Source organism: Paenibacillus sp. GCM10027629 (genome assembly GCF_042676425.1).
Classification (GTDB): domain Bacteria; phylum Bacillota; class Bacilli; order Paenibacillales; family Paenibacillaceae; genus Paenibacillus_K; species Paenibacillus_K terrigena.
This window is the reverse complement of sequence record NZ_JBHTGZ010000022.1, coordinates 75795-91962: the sequence shown is the minus strand read 5'-3', so window position 1 is coordinate 91962 and position 16168 is coordinate 75795. Positions and strand designations below refer to the sequence as shown.

The window sequence follows — 16168 nt, the reverse complement described above, 5'->3', positions numbered from 1 at the left end:
GATTCCATGCTAAAGAAAAAACGGGGAACACCAAAAAACACCATTATACCAAGAAAGAGAAGGCAAACTTCTAAGCCAAAAAGCGTTATTCATACTCCCCCCCCTGTAACCATTAAGACTCCATTTTTAATTAATCGTTCGGTTCCAATGCGAATCTTAATGGTGTTAGATCAGTTAAATATAGGTGGTACTGAAACCTATACACTTTCTGTTACACGCGAACTTAATAAAAGAGGAGTATTCGTTGTTATCGCTTGTAAAAAAGGTAAGCTTCGTGAACATTTTCTCGGGCTAGGCTGCCCTGTTTATGAAATTGATTTTGTTATGGATAATTACGAATTCGATGACCAGAATCAATATAAAAATTTGGAGTTGTTAAAATCTGTTATTAGCTCGGAAAAAATTGATCTCGTTCACTGTCATCAAGTCCCATCAGGCAGTTTAGCGCTATTAGCAGCTAAGCAATTGAATATTCCTTGCGTATATACCGTTCACGGAGACTACTATGACATGAATATCTTAAATTCTTCACAGAGAAGATTAACAATTACTTGTGTGAGCCCTTCCATTAAGCGGCTTCTTCTATCCAAAGGAATCGATACGGAGATCATCTCCAATGGGATAGATAATCACGAGTATCATAATTATGGTCCTGCTTATTTACAGCATTTCCGTTCTAAGCTAGGGCTTTCCCGAGACGCTATCGTGGTCTTGTACGCTGGTCGGTTATCCTGGGAAAAGGGCGAAATATGCGAAGAAATAATTCATACCGTAGATTCATTACGTAAAAATGGCTACTCCCATTTGCATCTAATTATTGCGGGTGGAGGAAACAAGCAACAGGATATTTTAAAACTCATAGATAAGAAGCATCATCTGATCAATGAACATTTCATTCATTATGTCGGGGAAATCACGAATATGGGGATGTACTATTCCATTAGCGATTGTGTTATTGGAACGGGAAGAGTAGCACTTGAAGCCATGTCCTGCGAAAGGCCTGTTATTGCAGTCGGTACTAAAGGATTTTTAGGTATTGTCAATCCGGATAAGTATGAGAAAGCGTGGGATAGCTGGTTTGGTGACCATGATGATGACAATAAATACTCAAGAGATATGTTGACTTTCCATCTTAGGAAACTAATCACAATGGAAGCTAACGAAAAGTCTTATTTGGTCCATTCCGGTAAACAATTTGTAACAAAGCGGTTTCCCATTTCGCAAACTGCAGAGAGCTTAATAAATATCTATTTGCGCTCAATATGTGAAGATAAATATAACGATGTTGATCAGCAGTAATTATCCTTAGCTATTCAAAAAAAAAAATTATGGAGTGATGGTGGTGGAAAACTATCAAGTCGTCCCTTGGGCTGAGCAAGATTTACCCCCTGATGTAGTGCATGAACAGTATGTACCTCCAGAATTTGAAATGTTGGCAAGACGGGTCATGGAGCAATATGATATGCAGGTTAATGAAATGGTTCTGATAACATCCAAGCCTGACAAAGGCGTAACTATTTGGAAAATAAATACAGATAAAGGAAATCGCAGTATTAAAGTTCTACACAGACGTCCTCAAAGAAGTCTCTTCAGTATTGGAGCGCAAGAGTACATGTCTGGTTTGGGATATCGGGTCCCTTCTTTCATTCCAACCCGAGATGGAAGTATCTATGTTGAAGCAGGCGGTAAACTGTGGATTGTGACGGAATGGATAGAACCATTGCTGCCTGTTTCTAAAATAGATTTGGAAGGAGCCGCTGAGCTTTGCTATGGCTTAGGAGAGTTTCATAAAAACTCCAAAGGTTATGTTCCTCCTTATGGATCGGAAAGATCGTCAAGGATATACGGATGGACCAAATATTATGAAAAATTAATTGCCCAAATAGGTTGGTTCAGGGATATTGCACAGGCTTACCCGGAAACCGCAGCTAGTGGAAGCTTACTCGCAGTCGTCGATGATTTCGAGAGGCAGGCTATTGAAGTTTTTGAAAAGTTCAAGCTGTCTCCTTATACGAAAATGATAGCCAAAGGAGAGCCTCATTGGGGACTTGCTCACCAGGATTATGGTTGGTCTAACGGTCAAATGGGTCCGGGTGGTATTTGGGTTATCGATTTAGATGGAGTGTTCTACGACCTTCCAATTCGCGATTTACGTAAGTTAATTACCAGTACTATGGATGATATGGGCGTCTGGGACGTGACCTGGATTCGTGGAATGATCGATGCCTATCATCAAGCAAATCCAATTGATCAGGAGACGTTTGAAATATTGTGGTTGGATATGGCATTTCCTAACGAATTTTACAAGCATGTTAAAGAAATTGTATTTGAACCTTTGTCGTTCCTTCAAACAGAGCTGGAACCGATCCTGCAAAGAGTCATGGCAACGGAAGCAAGCAAATGGCAGGCTTTAGCTGAACTTGAAATGGATAAATCAAAATACCCTGCTGGAGATTATACGACGGAAGAAATTACGCCATTTGTCTTAGATCGTCCGGTCCTTATCCCAGGTAACATGATTCTTACTGATCCTGTAGCAATCAATCCTGAACGAATTGCTTCCAATACAACACGGGCACAAAAGAAATTTACTCTCCGAATACCGAAACGCCGTACCTCAACAGAACCAAAGCGTATCAAAAAATTAAGCAAATTCAAAAAGAAAAAGCAAAAGAAACTTATAAGAATGAAACCAGGCACAAAACAAAAAAAAGGATTTAGGAAAACCACAAAAGCACTGAAAAAGAAGAAAAGTTACTTAAGACGAAAAACGGCTTGAAGAAAGAAGTTGTTAACAAGTGAACATTTTGATGATCTGTACGGAGAAGCTGCCTGTCCCCAACAGGGTGGAGTGTAACCGGGCTTGATACCGATTCTATGAAAATCCAAGCTTTATCAGTAGGCAAGCTTACATTTTATGAACAGGGGCTGGATGATTTACTACTGAAACACCTTAAATCTGGTAACATACGCTTTACCTCCTCGACGAAGCAGGCAATACGTGACAACAACATCATATTCCTTTGTGTAGGTACTCCTTCGGATAAAGATGGAAGCGCTGATCTTCAGTTCATCCGTGGAGTTGCCGATAGTATAGGTAGATATATGAATGAATATAAGTTGATTGCTGTGAAAAGCACTGTCCCCATAGATACTAACTATAAATTGGTCCATTGGATCCGTGAGGCTCAATCTACTCCTAACGAATTCGATGTTGTATCCAATCCGGAGTTCCTTCGGGAAGAGGCCTCAAAGCCGAGATTCTCGATATAGTTAATAACCCTTTCTTATAACGTATGCCAATCAGAACGCATTACAGTCGTAATGTGTTTTGAGTTACATAGATCGAATAATCTAATTCTCCCGTACTAGGTATACCCCTGTAAGTTAATATTTTACAAAAAACGGTACTTTAGTCCCGCCTCATTTAAGGGTTATTATCTTATAATTGATAGGATGTAACCGACAATTAACGACATTTATAGAAAAGGTGAGGTAAAAAGTATGATTTCTCCTTTCCTCAAAAAAAGGAAGTCCTCTGAACGGCAATCCGAGGGGAGCTTTATTGAACATACGGTTTCTGAGGATTTGCAACAGGACCCGTTGGAAAATTACAGTACGTCAGGGGCCGAGGAAGAGTCAAGCTCCATTTTAGAAAAAAAGTCGCATTTGGATAAGAAATCTCTCGATTTGGTATTTGCTGTCGAACAGATGATACAGGCCAAGCAGCGTGTTGAGACAAGCAATTACGAGATGCAAGATCGGTTAAACTATGCGAACGGGCAAATTGACCGGTTAAACAAAGACCTGAAGAATATGAATAAAGTCATTGAGGATCGTGAGAAAAGCATTAGGGACTTGGAGCAGAGGCTGGCCGAGAAAAACCTAAGAGTGGACCAGATGTTGGACGATTACCGGGAGCTCCAATCTACCTTGTCCTACGAGATTGAGGAGCTAAAAAGTTTAAATGAGGTTGAACGCCAAAAATATGCGTCCTTGCTGCAAAAGAATACCGATACCCTTGCTGAGAAAAACAGGAAAGTCAATGAGCTTGAGGAGAAGATTGGTAAACTCGAAATTGAGCATGGGCATATGAAGCAGAAGTTCGAGACACTTCGTCAGGAGAAGACGCATCTTGTTAACATTGTCAACGACTTTGCTGCCCGCATGACATCTCCTTTTGCAGCGAAATCAAGCGAAAATGGTGAGATTTCATCGGATTGAGGTTTAGAGCTAATTGGCTAGAAGGACGATGAGTGAAATGGAGACGTATAACACACAGGTGATAGAGCTATTGTCGCTTGGGAAATTACCGAATGGCTGTTACCACATGAATCTCGGGATCTCCCATCTAGACAAACAAGCTTCATTCGTGATTGAAATAGATGAATTTACATATCTGCAATTGAATGCCTTGCAGCCGTTGAACGGGGGGAGAGTTCGACTTTCTCCTTACCCTAAGTGGGATCCTTATCGTAACACGTATTATAGCGCTTTAGTCCGAACGACAGGTACCTTTAGGGAAACGCTTTATTTTTCATGCAGTGAAAAATTTAAGGCACAGATGCAAGAGATCCAGCTAGGGAAGGTTATTTCCGTCCCAAATGACGATGACGGTCAGAAGAGGGAGACTGGGATCGAGGGAAGCGAACAGCGCCATGCAAGGCATGTCTCCAATCTAATCATGCTGCGGAGGGGACTGCTACTGGTAACCGGTGCTTTGTTTGCCTATCTATGCATCTGGTTCTATAGCGATTGGATCACGAATGATACCAACAGCACAAAAAGACAATTTGGTACTATGATGGCAACGACATCAACCGATTCACGGTCGAACGAGTCTACTATTAAGGAAGAGGATCAAGAAGCCACCGTCGTTAAGCTTGCTAAATACGACAAGAAGGATACGGCTCCCCTAATAGGTAAGTTGCCCCATAATTCTACAGTTATTCAAAAGAACTACGAAGTCATGGAGATTAGTGGGGATCAAAGCTTCTTTGCGCTGCCAGAAGGATACGTCGCTTTAACGTTCGATGATGGTCCGTCGGTATATACGAAGAAGATCGTGGATACTCTGATGGAACATAGAGTGGCGGCGACCTTTCTTTTTGTTGGAGAAAATGTGAAACGACACTCGGATGCGGTCATCTACGCGAGTGAGCACGGTATGTCGGTCGGGAATCATTCCTGGGATCATAGTGTGCTTACAAAGGCAGGCGGTGAGAAGCAGGTCAAGAATCTAGCGAAGACCTCCAGCCTTATTGAGTCGAATACCCATAATCCTGTTACCTTATTCCGTCCCCCATACGGTGCTGTTAATGGTGGTCTCATTTCCAGCGCGAAGGAACAGCAATTGAAGGTTTTAATGTGGAATCGTGATCCTGAGGATTGGCGCGCGAAAAAGCCGGAGGACATCATTAAGTATTTCGAAAAAGTAACACCTTCCGGGGGTGTGTATGTGCTTCATGAACACAAGAATACGGTAGAGGCATTGCCGGCTATTATCGAGTTATTGGAAAAGGCCAACCTGAAATTTGTTACGTTCAAGTAATATTGTGCCAGTACGCTTAGGTGTCTGGCATCGACTGACGTGCAGGAATGATGAAAGGGCATCCTAAATAGGGTGCCCTTATTCGTATTAATTCGCCGTTAGACTCGGAGATAGTAGGGAGAATACGGATGGCTAATAAGACCCGTTAAGCAATCGGGTATAGCTTAGTTTAAGGATGTGACTGGTACTAAGGGAACAGTTCTAATCATATTTTTAAAAAAGGAATCAAGAGGAGGGAGTGCTGAAGTTAGTTGATACAAGTTAAGGTTAGTTTACGGCCCATTGTAAGTAAGATCAATATGCCCACTGTTTTGAAAACAGCTATACTCCCGGGTGATTCCATGGAGAGTCTATTTATTGCTACCCAGGTAGGAGAGATCTTTTACATACGAAACGAAGTCATAAGGACTTTTTTAGATATTAGCCCGCGAATCATAAAACTAGGTGTTTCTAGTGGAGGATATGATGAACGGGGATTGCTAGGGCTAGCGTTTCATCCCGAATTTTATTATAAGGGTCTTTTCTATCTTCATTTTACAGTAGCCGGGACACAAGGTCCTGGTGCCCTTCCAGGCGCTTTTGAATCTTTTAAGCCTAACCCGTGTGATCCCAGAACTTTAAACCTAAGGTGGACAAATAGAGAAACGCAATATGATCATATCGATACAGTTGAAGAATGGATTTTACAACCGAATGGTCAACCTCACAAACGACGGACATTACTTAATATAAGAAGACCATTTTTAAACCATAATGGTGTCAACAGTTTAAACTTTTCACCTGAAACTGGAAAACTTGTTTTAACAACAGGAGATGGTGGGTCAGGCTACGATCCATTTAATTTAAGTCAGGATGATATGGAGATAGCCGGCAAAATTATTGAAATTGATGTCTTTAAGAATATGTTCATCGATAATCCACCCGTAGTTACACGCTTTAATGAACTTCCCGCACCTATTCAGGAGACGCTTACAGTCATTGCCAAAGGAGTTCGCAATATTCCAGGCATTTCATTTCAAAGGTTCTATAATTACTATATCAAATATGTGGGAATTGTCGGACAGGATTTGGTAGAGTCGATTTTTTCGTTCGTTCATCACCAACCAATACCGGTTACCCAGCTTGTTCAAGCTTCTTTAATGAATTCTGAACCGGACCAAAATGGATTTATTAACTTTGGCTGGCGAGGGTGGGAAGGTGCTTTTCCTACTTCGATGATTAGGCGCTGTTCTGCAAATCCAGCTTTGGATGAGAAAACAATTGCTTATTACGATGAAGCAGTAAAAACTTCAGTGAGGCGTCTTCAGCCTTTAACGAGTTATTTTCATAAAGAGCCAAGGCCCGATAAATTTGGAGGTACTGCACTAACAGGAGTCCAGCCATATATGGGGAATGGAATCCCCGATTTGACGGGAAGCGTTGTGTTTACCGATCTTGCCCGGAATGAAGGATCTCACCCTCCAGTTAGAGGGGTTTTGGCTTATACCAGGGTAAAACCAGATTGTAAACTAAATGATTTTAGTGTGATTGAAATCGATTATAATTTTGGATCTCAATCAGCTTATTATGTTAGCCTGGGCACGAATCTGGATCAAACCAGACTATATTTAGGGGTTTATGGTTCTATGAAAGTGGCTGATTTTAACCAAGGTACCGTTTTTGAAATTGTTCCATAGCAAGAGAATAGCCCAACCCGCCCGCTGTCAGCGCACGGATTGGGCTATTTTTGCGTTTTCTGCTTACTTGTAAATCTTGTTCAAGATGCGGTACATGAACACAGCGACTTCCGCTCTCGTTGCGTTTCCTTCAGGGTTCAGCGCCTGACCATCGCCTTGAATCAGACCTTCCTTAACCATTCCGGCCAGATTGTCCGCCGCATAAGCAGCGACCTTCGTATGATCCGCGAAACCGGTTAACGTCTCAGCGCTTGCAGTCATGTTCAAGTTTCTGGCCGTACTCAGCGCTCTAGCCGTGATCGTAAACATATCCTGGCGGGAGATTTTTTCTTTTGGATTAAAGATCCCTTCGCCGGTTCCTTCGATGATGTTCAATGCCTTGGCCGTGCCCAGCGCTTCGTAGTAGTAATCATCGCTGTTCACGTCCTTGAAGTTGCCGGTTACGGTAGCGCTCAGCTCAAGCGTTCGAACGAGCATGGCAACGAAATCCGCTCTTGTAATGCTCGATATCGGGGCGTACGTGCGCTCATCCATGCCCTGAATGACGCCGCGCGCCGCTAAAGCCTTGATCGACGGCTTAGCCCACGCATAATTCGCAATATCTGCAAAGGAATTGTCGACAACCGCTACGGCATAGGTGCTGAAGTGCTTCACTTCAAAGCGCACCGTTCCTGTCGCTGGATCGTAGATGCCGCTCGGCACCGGAGTCACGCGGCCCGTCGCATCGATGTATTGGATGACAATGCTGCCTGGGTTCTCCAGTTCCTTTGCCGTCGGCTTATACGGAATCGCAATCCGTACGACCGTATCTGGATTGTTCCACGCGCGGCGCGTTCCTTTTTCCATGACCTCTAGATTAATGATCGGACGGCTGCCGATATCTTTCCGGGCGTTAGTGTTTAGTGAAGTAGGGTCGACCTTGCTAATGATGATACTCACGAAGTCGGTATCCAATACGTTCTTATCCTTCAGGAAATCCGAAGATAAGGTGACGATGCCAATCGACGTCACGATCTCGATTTTGTTGTCCGGCGTCGGCTTTGTTACTGACTTCTTAGGCAGCGACACTTCCACGTGGTTCGCGGCTGATGCACCCTTCACTTCGACACGGACGACTTTAGCGCCATCGGTGTCTGGCTTAGCATCCTTCTGTGCGCGCTCTAGGTCTTCCGCGCGAATCTCAACTTTAGCGGTTCCCTCATCGACCTTCGCATCTACGGAGATATGGCCTGGTGTTACCGTCGCCTTGCCTGGTGTCACAGCTGGAGGCTGCGTGTTTGTAACTCTCGGCGGCTCAGGACGTGGGTTGTCGTCCCGTTCCTTAACGATTAGCTCCAGCTGCGCGTACTTGGTCGGATCCATTTGGCTCGCGGCGCGGATGAACACCGTTCCCGGGTTCAATGCGGTAACCAGACCTTTGTCGGTCACATTCGCGATTCCCTTCGGACCTTCCACAGACCAGATCACATTTTTGTTAACAACGTTCTCCGGCAGTATTTTGGCCGACAATTGCAGCGTATCTTCTGCCTTGATGACCGCTCGCTCGCGATCCAGCCAAACTTCGCTGACCGACGGATTGGTCGGCTTATCCGCTTCTTCCACGGTGAGCTGGAAGTCTGCGTATTTGGTCGCATCCGCGGCGCTCATCGCGCGGATCGTTCGTGCCCCTGGCGAGATGGCCTTAATCAGACCCGTGTCGGAGACGTCGGCCACTTGCTTCGACGCATCGCCGTACACGGACCAGATGACGCTCTTGTTCGGCACATTCTCAGGCAGCACGGTAGCGTTCAATTGAAGCTCTTGCCCAACTTTCAATGTGCCGCTCGATGGATCAAGCCGCACTTCTTCCACGTGAATCTCCGGTAGTCGATCTACCGTGATGACGCTGTCGGCGTATACATTGCTCCATACGCTTGTCGCACGAACGACGGCGCTTCCTAAATGCTGGGCCGTTACCAAACCGTCCGCACCTACCTGAACGACGTTGTCCGCAGAAGAGCTGTACACGGACCATGTGACGCTCTTGTTGCTGGCATTGGCCGGCAGCACGGTTGCGTTCAACTTCACGCTCTCATTTACAGCCAGATTGACATTCGGTTTATCGATGACGACCGATTGGGCTGGGAATTTGACCAGTCTAAACTGATCGACCACGCGGTCGTTGATGGTCTTCACGACGAATTTCATCTCGTCCCCGTCGATCTCGGCAGAGACGTACATCTGCACTTGCTCGCCGTCGGTGACCTTTTGCCAATCCCTTGCCCATACTTGGTAGAATTTCGGCCCAGACGAGCCACCGACGATATACGTCGTTCCTTCGCCATCGCCTACGGGCTTTTTGTCCTTCATCGGATAGGTCCGTACATACACGTGATCGTGGCCGTTCATGACAAGATCGACTTGGAACTCGTCAAAAATCGGCGTCCACGTGTTACGGATATGCTCGGAATCGTACATGCTGCCGAACGGTCCGCGGTGGAAAGCGACGATCTTCCACTTCTTGTCGGTGGCGGCCAGATCTTTGCGCATCCATTCCTTCTGCTGTTCGAAATCATATTCACTATTCAGCACAATAAAATGAGCATTCTTGTAATCAAAGGAGAAGTTGCTTCCTTTAAGACTATCAATTCCGTTCTGCGGGTGGTTGAAGTGAGCGAGGTAATCTTCCGTTTTGCGCGTACCTGTCACTTCATGGTTGCCGACGACAGGCACGATGGTTGTCTGCATCAAGATGCCTTGCGCTGCATTGAACCACATGTTCCATTCGTTTTCCTTGAAGCCGTCCTCGACCAAGTCACCGCCCTGCACGACGAACTCCGTATCTGGATGATCCGTCATCGCTTTTTTCAGGATATCGCCCCACAGCTTGAAATCCGCTTCTTTCGTTGCCTGTGAATCCGCCAGGAACAGGAACTTGGTCTTCTCGCCAGTCGCAGCCGCCGTCTGGAACGAACCGTTCGTGCTGTAGTTGCCGTGTCCGTCACCTACGCGGAACATATAGTGCGTTCCAGGCTCTAGTCCGCTTGCAATGGATTTATGAACCCGTACGGTTCCCGTATCGGTTGTGGTGAACAAATAGCTATTACCATCAAATCGCAGCACGTTCGATGCGTTGAAGTCTGTGAACTCCGACTTCTTCACGACCTCGACCACTGTATCGGTCGTAGCCGGGTTCGTATGCCAGGTGAAGGCTTTGGAGGTTGTCGTATCCGCACCCATCGTGACGCTAATGTTGCTCGGCGTTGGGTTGCCGGCCAGCGGAGATACTTTGAATTTCAGGATCGGGCTGTAGGTGTTGCCCTTCACCGCTTGGAGCCGGTATTCCTTCACTTCAGAAGTAAGCTTCTCCGTCATCAGCGTACCTTGCGCGTCGGTTGCTCCGATTTCGGAACCGGCAACATCAGTGACTTTCGCTCCTTCGATCGGAGCACCGTTCTCACCGACGACGCGTAACGTGGTAGGCATCCCTTGCACGTTGCCATGCTCATCCCAGCTCAGCTGCAGATGGTGCTTCACGACCGCTTCCACCGGCAAGCCGAAGAAGCCGAAGCTCGTATCACCTTTGTCTCTAAACGTAATAGCCCCCGATTTAAAAGCAAACTTGACCTTCTCCTCGGCATTGGGCTTAATTCGGTATTGAATCTGACCGAGCAGATCCTGGTCCGTCAAACCTGCTGTATAAATGTTATTGAAGCTAAGCTTTACGATACCCGTAGCCTCATCGATCTTCGAGACGAGTTGGCTATCCGTCAGCTTGTCGCCTTTCAACACGTTCAATCCGTCTACCTTCTTCGGATCGAAGTTGAACTCCATCGTGCTGCCTTGAATGTCCGCTGCCTTCAGCGCTTTAATATCCACGGTGTACGTATTTCCGGCATAGACGGTTGTCGGAGCCTCGTAGACGATCTTCGACGAGCCCGTATTGACCGTAAAGGTCCATTCTTTCTCCGTCACATTGCCGGACAGGTCTCTGATTTTGATCTTCGCCAAGTGGACTCCATCAGCTAACGGCACGTTCGGCGTATAGTGAATTTGTCCTTTCGGTGGATACAGCGTATGCTGCACCAAGACACCGTCGACGTAGAAGCGGATTTTGTCCGGATCGATCAGCGTCGTTCCCGGATGGGTCACAGGATCATACCCGAAATCTTCGCCGATTGCTTCAATTTTCGGCGTATTCGTTGTAATCGTGCTGCCTTCCGCCGGTTTGAAATCTTTCAGGATCGGCGGATCCATATCGTCGTTGGTAGGTCCGTATACCGCCCGGATTTGGTCGATGTAGAGGACGCCTGCCGTCTTATTATCGTTCTTCGTCTCCATATAGCGTACAGGCTGATCCATGCGTAGTGGAAGCGGTCGCCCCTTTGGCACATCGGCCTCCAGGTATCGCCAGCCCGTAAAATCGACGCCCACCGATTCATTTACGTAATCAATACCGACGGCCGCCCCGTTGCCATCGCGGATTTGTCCGCGCAGCCAGTGCTTCTTCCCGTCGCCGTATACCCATAGACCGATTTTCTCCGGATAGCCGGGAATTTGAATATTGCTCTCCAGATCTTTCGCTGCGATATACGCGCCGGACGTCCCGATCGTCTCCGTGAAATCGTACGCCAATTTCGCCGCTTTATTGCCTAGGCGGACGAAGTCCTCATCCGTCTCCTCGCTAAGCTTCACACTCTTGTAACGCGCGCCGGATTCGATCTGATACTTGCCCGTACCGTTCTCGAAATCCTCCAGCACCACCGGCGGAAGCCCGACCTTGACGTCCATCGACGTCACAACGTTGTTGTATTTTACGATAATTTTGCCGCTCTGCTCCGTATCGTTCGTTGCGGTAAAGACGCCGTTCTGATCGATGCTTCCGATCTTCTCATCGTCGACTTTCCATTCGAACATGTTGTTTTGAGCTTGAATGAGCTGCCCGTTACGGAGCGCACTGACGGATAACGTGAATTTCTCGCCTGAGGTGAAGGTTTTCACGGCGTCAGTGAATTTTAGCTCGGTTAATTCATCCACGACTTCCACCTGCCCTGTGCCGTTCAATCCGCCTGCGGTCGCCGTAATTTCGGCTGTTCCCGCCCGATTGCCGGCCGTAAATCTCCCTGCGTCATCGATCGTTCCGACGGGCGCCCCGAGACGCCATTCAGGCGTTCCGGTCATTGAGGCGGGATGACCGTTCGCATCCACCGCGGCTGCTCTGAACGTAACGGAAGATCCGACCAGTACGCGCTCCAAGTTAGGCTGCACGACCAGCTTAGATGCAGCGCCTTCGGGCGCTTTGTTTACGAGCAGAAGTCCGTTCGCCGTCTTCCGCTCCGAGCCGTCGGAAGGCCGGTTTAGAACTTGACGCTTCGTATCGCCGGGCAGCTTGGCGACGAACGTCGCGGAACCGCCGCCGTCCAAGCACAGTGCATTCACGGCGCCCATCTCCTTCATGATCTTGCCCAGATCGTCGTAAGACACGCCTTCGCTAAAGCCCGGCGCTCGGCCGTCGATTTCGACCATGATGATCGATCCGTCGGCTTTGGTGCCGATCCCGACCCGCGGATACAAGGCTTTGTCTTCATGGGTTTGGGCTACGCCGTCCTTCACCAGCATGAAGACGCCGCCCATCGCCATCTTGACATCTTTCCATTCATCTTCCAGCTCGAAGCTGGCCGTGACCTCATCGCCAATGTTCAGCCCTGCCAGCTCGGCCCGGTATTTGCCCGATGCGGACAACACGACTTGACCCGCTTTGAGCGGCGTATTGCCTTTACCTTTATGTATCCCGGCCACTTTGAGCTTCAAGCTCTTGCCGCTCTTTACTTCGCCTTCCAGCACGTCGAGCACGACTTCGTCCCCGAGATCATTCGTCATGGTAGAGGTATGGAAGGAAGAGGTATATAGCATTAGTTCTTCTATATTCGTATCTCGCATCCGATTGATGTGAGAGATTGGCACCGTCTTACCCCCGATCGTAAGCGTACGGTTCAGATCCGGGCTCAAGCCGTAAATGGTCGTGCCGTCATTCTTCAGGCCGAAGGCAAGCCAACTCCATTTCTCCGGCGGACTGGTCAGAATCTCGCCGTCCCCCATGAACAACCCGAGTGGAACGCCGGTCGCCATATCGTAAAAGTCGCCGTTGATGGCCGCAATGACCCGGTTCCCTGGGGCGTCGGCGTCGTCGGCCATTTTGGTGACACCCTGCATCCCGTATATTTTGCCGTTTGTTTTGCCCGGCTGTAGGTCGAGCATCGTATTCTTCGGATCAAATTCGACAGAATGAATTTTCTCCAAGCCCTGCGGCAGCTTCATCTCCTGCCAGGTGTACTTTGCACCTGGACTGAGCTCCATCTGGCGCGAATCCAGAACTTGTCCGAATGCCGCCTGGGGACTATCCGTCGCTAGCGCTTGTCCCAAAGGAGAGACCAAAGAGAACATGATAATAAGGTTGAGACATATTGCGATGCTGCGTGTCTTTCGTTTCATCTCGTTTCTTTTCCTCCTTGCTAGATTCTAGTCGTCTAAATGACGTGTCCTAGTATAATATGCAAGGCCGGAAAAGTAATGAACCGTTCTTATTGTTTCTGAGCCGATTTTCTTCTTAACGAAATCTTTAAAAGCCAGCTCAAATTCCAAGTCTTCTACGGTATTCCCCCGGCGTCATATGTACATGCTGCTTGAATACTCTATTGAAATATTGCAGCGTGTCATACCCCACCTCGCCAGCTACTTCGTAAATCTTATGATTGGGCTGCAGCAGCAGCTCCTTGGCCTTCTCGATTCGGACGCGGTTCAAGTAATTGACGAACGAATAGCCGGTATATTTCTTGAACTGCACGCTGAAATAAGAGATGCTCATGCCGAAGCGCTCGCTGACCTCAGCCAGCGTATGATCGCTCCGGTAGTTCTCCCGGATATAGTCGCAGGCCCGCTTTACGTTCAACTTCACGCTGCTATCGGCCGGCGAGGCAGACTGGGCGATCCAGAATTCGCATAGTCTCTGAAAATAAGCGACAGCCTCATCTTCGCCCTCCCATGAGAAAGGCTCGTCGAACTCAAGCCCGCGTTTCATGAGAACGTAATGCCATTTGGCATAAAGTAGGCGGAACAGGCCCAGCCTCTCTCCCTGCTGGCCCTCCTCGAAGCTCTGTATTCTTCGGATCATCTCGGCGTGCCTCTCGATGAACTCGCCCGGCTGAAGAAGATCCAGCCTCTCGAAAAACTGCTGCGCTTGCACGAACTCGCGATGCGCGCCGTGGAAATATACCACTCGCTCTTCCGCCCGCCGCAGCGCACGCCTCAGCTCTTCGCCCTTCACCGGCTTTTGCAAATAATCGATGGCGCCTGCTTGCATGGACTGCCGGACATAGTCGAAGCGCGTGCTGTCGCTCAGGATGATCGTTACTACGGGAATACGCTGTTCGTACACCTGTCTCACCAAGGCAAGTCCTTCAAGCCGGGGCAGCATAAGATCGGTCAGGAGAAGTGTGGGCCAGCCCTGTTCCATCAATCGTAATGCTTCTTCCCGGTCACACGCCTCCCCGACGACGATATGCCCCATCCCTTGCACCATCTTTTTGATTGCCGCACGTTTATCCGCATGAGGCTCTACAATTTGTACATGAAGCATCGCTGATGTCCTCCCTATCCTCTGAATTGGGTGTAGTCCGCTCGTTCGTATCTAACGTTTCTTCGGCTGAATGGTTCCAGGAAGTGAGCGCCTTTGCAAAACCTTTAAAAAGGAACAGTTGGATAAGTAGGCCTAAATCACGGATAAGGAAGGAGATTCGTACGCAATTTGCGGATCTTTATGCGTATATTGGTTTAAATATCCATTATTCTGTGAAATAATCACTGGCGTGAAGATAATCGGAAATACAACGTCTCAATAAAAAACGGAGGAATTAAAGGCTGATGAACATACCAGGGATCCGATATGAACACTTCAGTGAAAAAGACTATAATGCCGCCAGAGAATTATTAAGCTATGACGTCGACGCGAGTGAAGACATCCTTCGGGTGCTTGCTGAAGAACCGGAACTGTTTATTACTGCGTTTATTGAGGATAAGCTTGTTGCACTGGCCCAAGTGAACGAGCCTGCATCTCAGACCTATTTAACGGTGTTCGTCGATCCTCAGCTTCGTAGGCAAGGAATCGGTTCCGCCATGGTAAAGTATGCTGAAAACGAATTGCGAGCGGGCGGATCCCAAATAGTCAGGAGCTCCTGTCGTGCCGGTCATCAATCATCTCTTGCATTTGCGCGCAAGCTCGGTTATGACGAATACTTTTCATCGGCTTATATGCAGCGAACCGGCGATTGCTTTCCCCTGGAGGAGCTTCCGGTGAGGCTGTATACGGATGAAGACTATCTTCCCACTCAGTCGCTGTATGCCACAGCTTTTCATGAAATGCGCGTCCGTGTTGGGTGCTTTCCTGATTCTGTGATTGCAGAGCCCAGTGAAAAAGGACGAAGAGCATGGATAGAGGATGCGGAAAACCGTTTTGTCTACGAAATAAACGGGGAAATCGTCGCTTATAGCCACCTTTGTGGTCATGAAATCAGCAGTATTTCCGTACGTACAGACTTTCAGGGGCAAGGGATCGGAAGAAAGTTCGTGATGTATTTATGCAACGAGATCTATCAGCGTGGCAGCGCAACCGTCGACCTTTGGTGTGTCGTCGGGAATGATGCCAGAAGTTTGTATGACAGCCTTGGTTTTAAGGAAAAGTATGTTAAGGAATTTGTGCTGAAAACGCTCTGATCGTGATTTATCGGGGAGTTGCACCCCCTGAGCCGGAGCAATCCTTGTTCCTCTCCCATTGTGCACAATTTACCAAATGAACATAAATTGTTTTCATAAGGAAAAGATACTACAATATAATTAATCAGTGGAGTAATTTAAGATAGGTCATTAATGACTTTAGAGAGCGCTTACAAAATAAAATTAACGTCTA

General features: G+C 47.5%; 9 protein-coding genes. 7 read left to right on the top strand and 2 right to left on the bottom strand.

Going from position 1 to position 16168, the window contains the following annotated elements:
* Window positions 1-6: 6 nt before the first annotated feature.
* The 6 genes from ACFQZR_RS28455 to ACFQZR_RS28430 all read left to right on the top strand — a co-directional run bounded on the left by ACFQZR_RS28455 (window position 7) and on the right by ACFQZR_RS28430 (window position 7227).
* Window positions 7-1299 (top strand): glycosyltransferase, encoded by a 1293-nt coding sequence (locus ACFQZR_RS28455; protein WP_379351670.1) that lies wholly within the window; start codon window positions 7-9, stop codon window positions 1297-1299.
* Window positions 1300-1336: 37 nt separating this feature from the next.
* The gene (locus ACFQZR_RS28450) at window positions 1337-2779 is read left to right on the top strand and encodes a CotS family spore coat protein (protein WP_379351758.1); all 1443 of its coding nucleotides are present in this window, start codon (window positions 1337-1339) and stop codon (window positions 2777-2779) included.
* 53 nt (window positions 2780-2832) lie between these two features.
* Complete coding sequence (locus ACFQZR_RS28445; RefSeq protein ID WP_379351757.1) at window positions 2833-3273, top strand: hypothetical protein; 441 nt, start codon at window positions 2833-2835, stop codon at window positions 3271-3273.
* A 396-nt stretch (window positions 3274-3669) separates the two neighbouring features.
* Window positions 3670-4224 carry a hypothetical protein gene (locus ACFQZR_RS28440; RefSeq protein WP_379351669.1) on the top strand — a complete coding sequence of 185 codons (555 nt, stop codon included), beginning with the start codon at window positions 3670-3672 and terminating at the stop codon, window positions 4222-4224.
* A 28-nt stretch (window positions 4225-4252) separates the two neighbouring features.
* Window positions 4253-5551: a polysaccharide deacetylase family protein gene (locus tag ACFQZR_RS28435; protein ID WP_379351668.1), complete on the top strand. Its 1299-nt coding sequence runs from the start codon at window positions 4253-4255 to the stop codon at window positions 5549-5551.
* A gap of 251 nt (window positions 5552-5802) precedes the next feature.
* Complete coding sequence (locus tag ACFQZR_RS28430; RefSeq protein ID WP_379351667.1) at window positions 5803-7227, top strand: PQQ-dependent sugar dehydrogenase; 1425 nt, start codon at window positions 5803-5805, stop codon at window positions 7225-7227.
* Window positions 7228-7290: 63 nt separating this feature from the next.
* On the opposite strand, the gene ACFQZR_RS28425 is transcribed toward ACFQZR_RS28430, so the two are convergent.
* Together ACFQZR_RS28425 and ACFQZR_RS28420 are read right to left on the bottom strand one after the other, a co-directional pair.
* Window positions 7291-13698, bottom strand: a complete 6408-nt coding sequence (locus tag ACFQZR_RS28425) for a phosphodiester glycosidase family protein (RefSeq protein WP_379351666.1) — start codon at window positions 13696-13698, stop codon at window positions 7291-7293.
* Window positions 13699-13837: 139 nt separating this feature from the next.
* Window positions 13838-14842, bottom strand: coding sequence for a helix-turn-helix domain-containing protein (locus ACFQZR_RS28420; protein ID WP_379351665.1), 1005 nt, complete (start codon window positions 14840-14842; stop codon window positions 13838-13840).
* A gap of 284 nt (window positions 14843-15126) precedes the next feature.
* On the opposite strand from ACFQZR_RS28420, the gene ACFQZR_RS28415 reads away from it, so the two are divergent.
* Complete coding sequence (locus tag ACFQZR_RS28415) at window positions 15127-15975, top strand: GNAT family N-acetyltransferase (protein WP_379351664.1); 849 nt, start codon at window positions 15127-15129, stop codon at window positions 15973-15975.
* Window positions 15976-16168 lie beyond the last annotated feature (193 nt).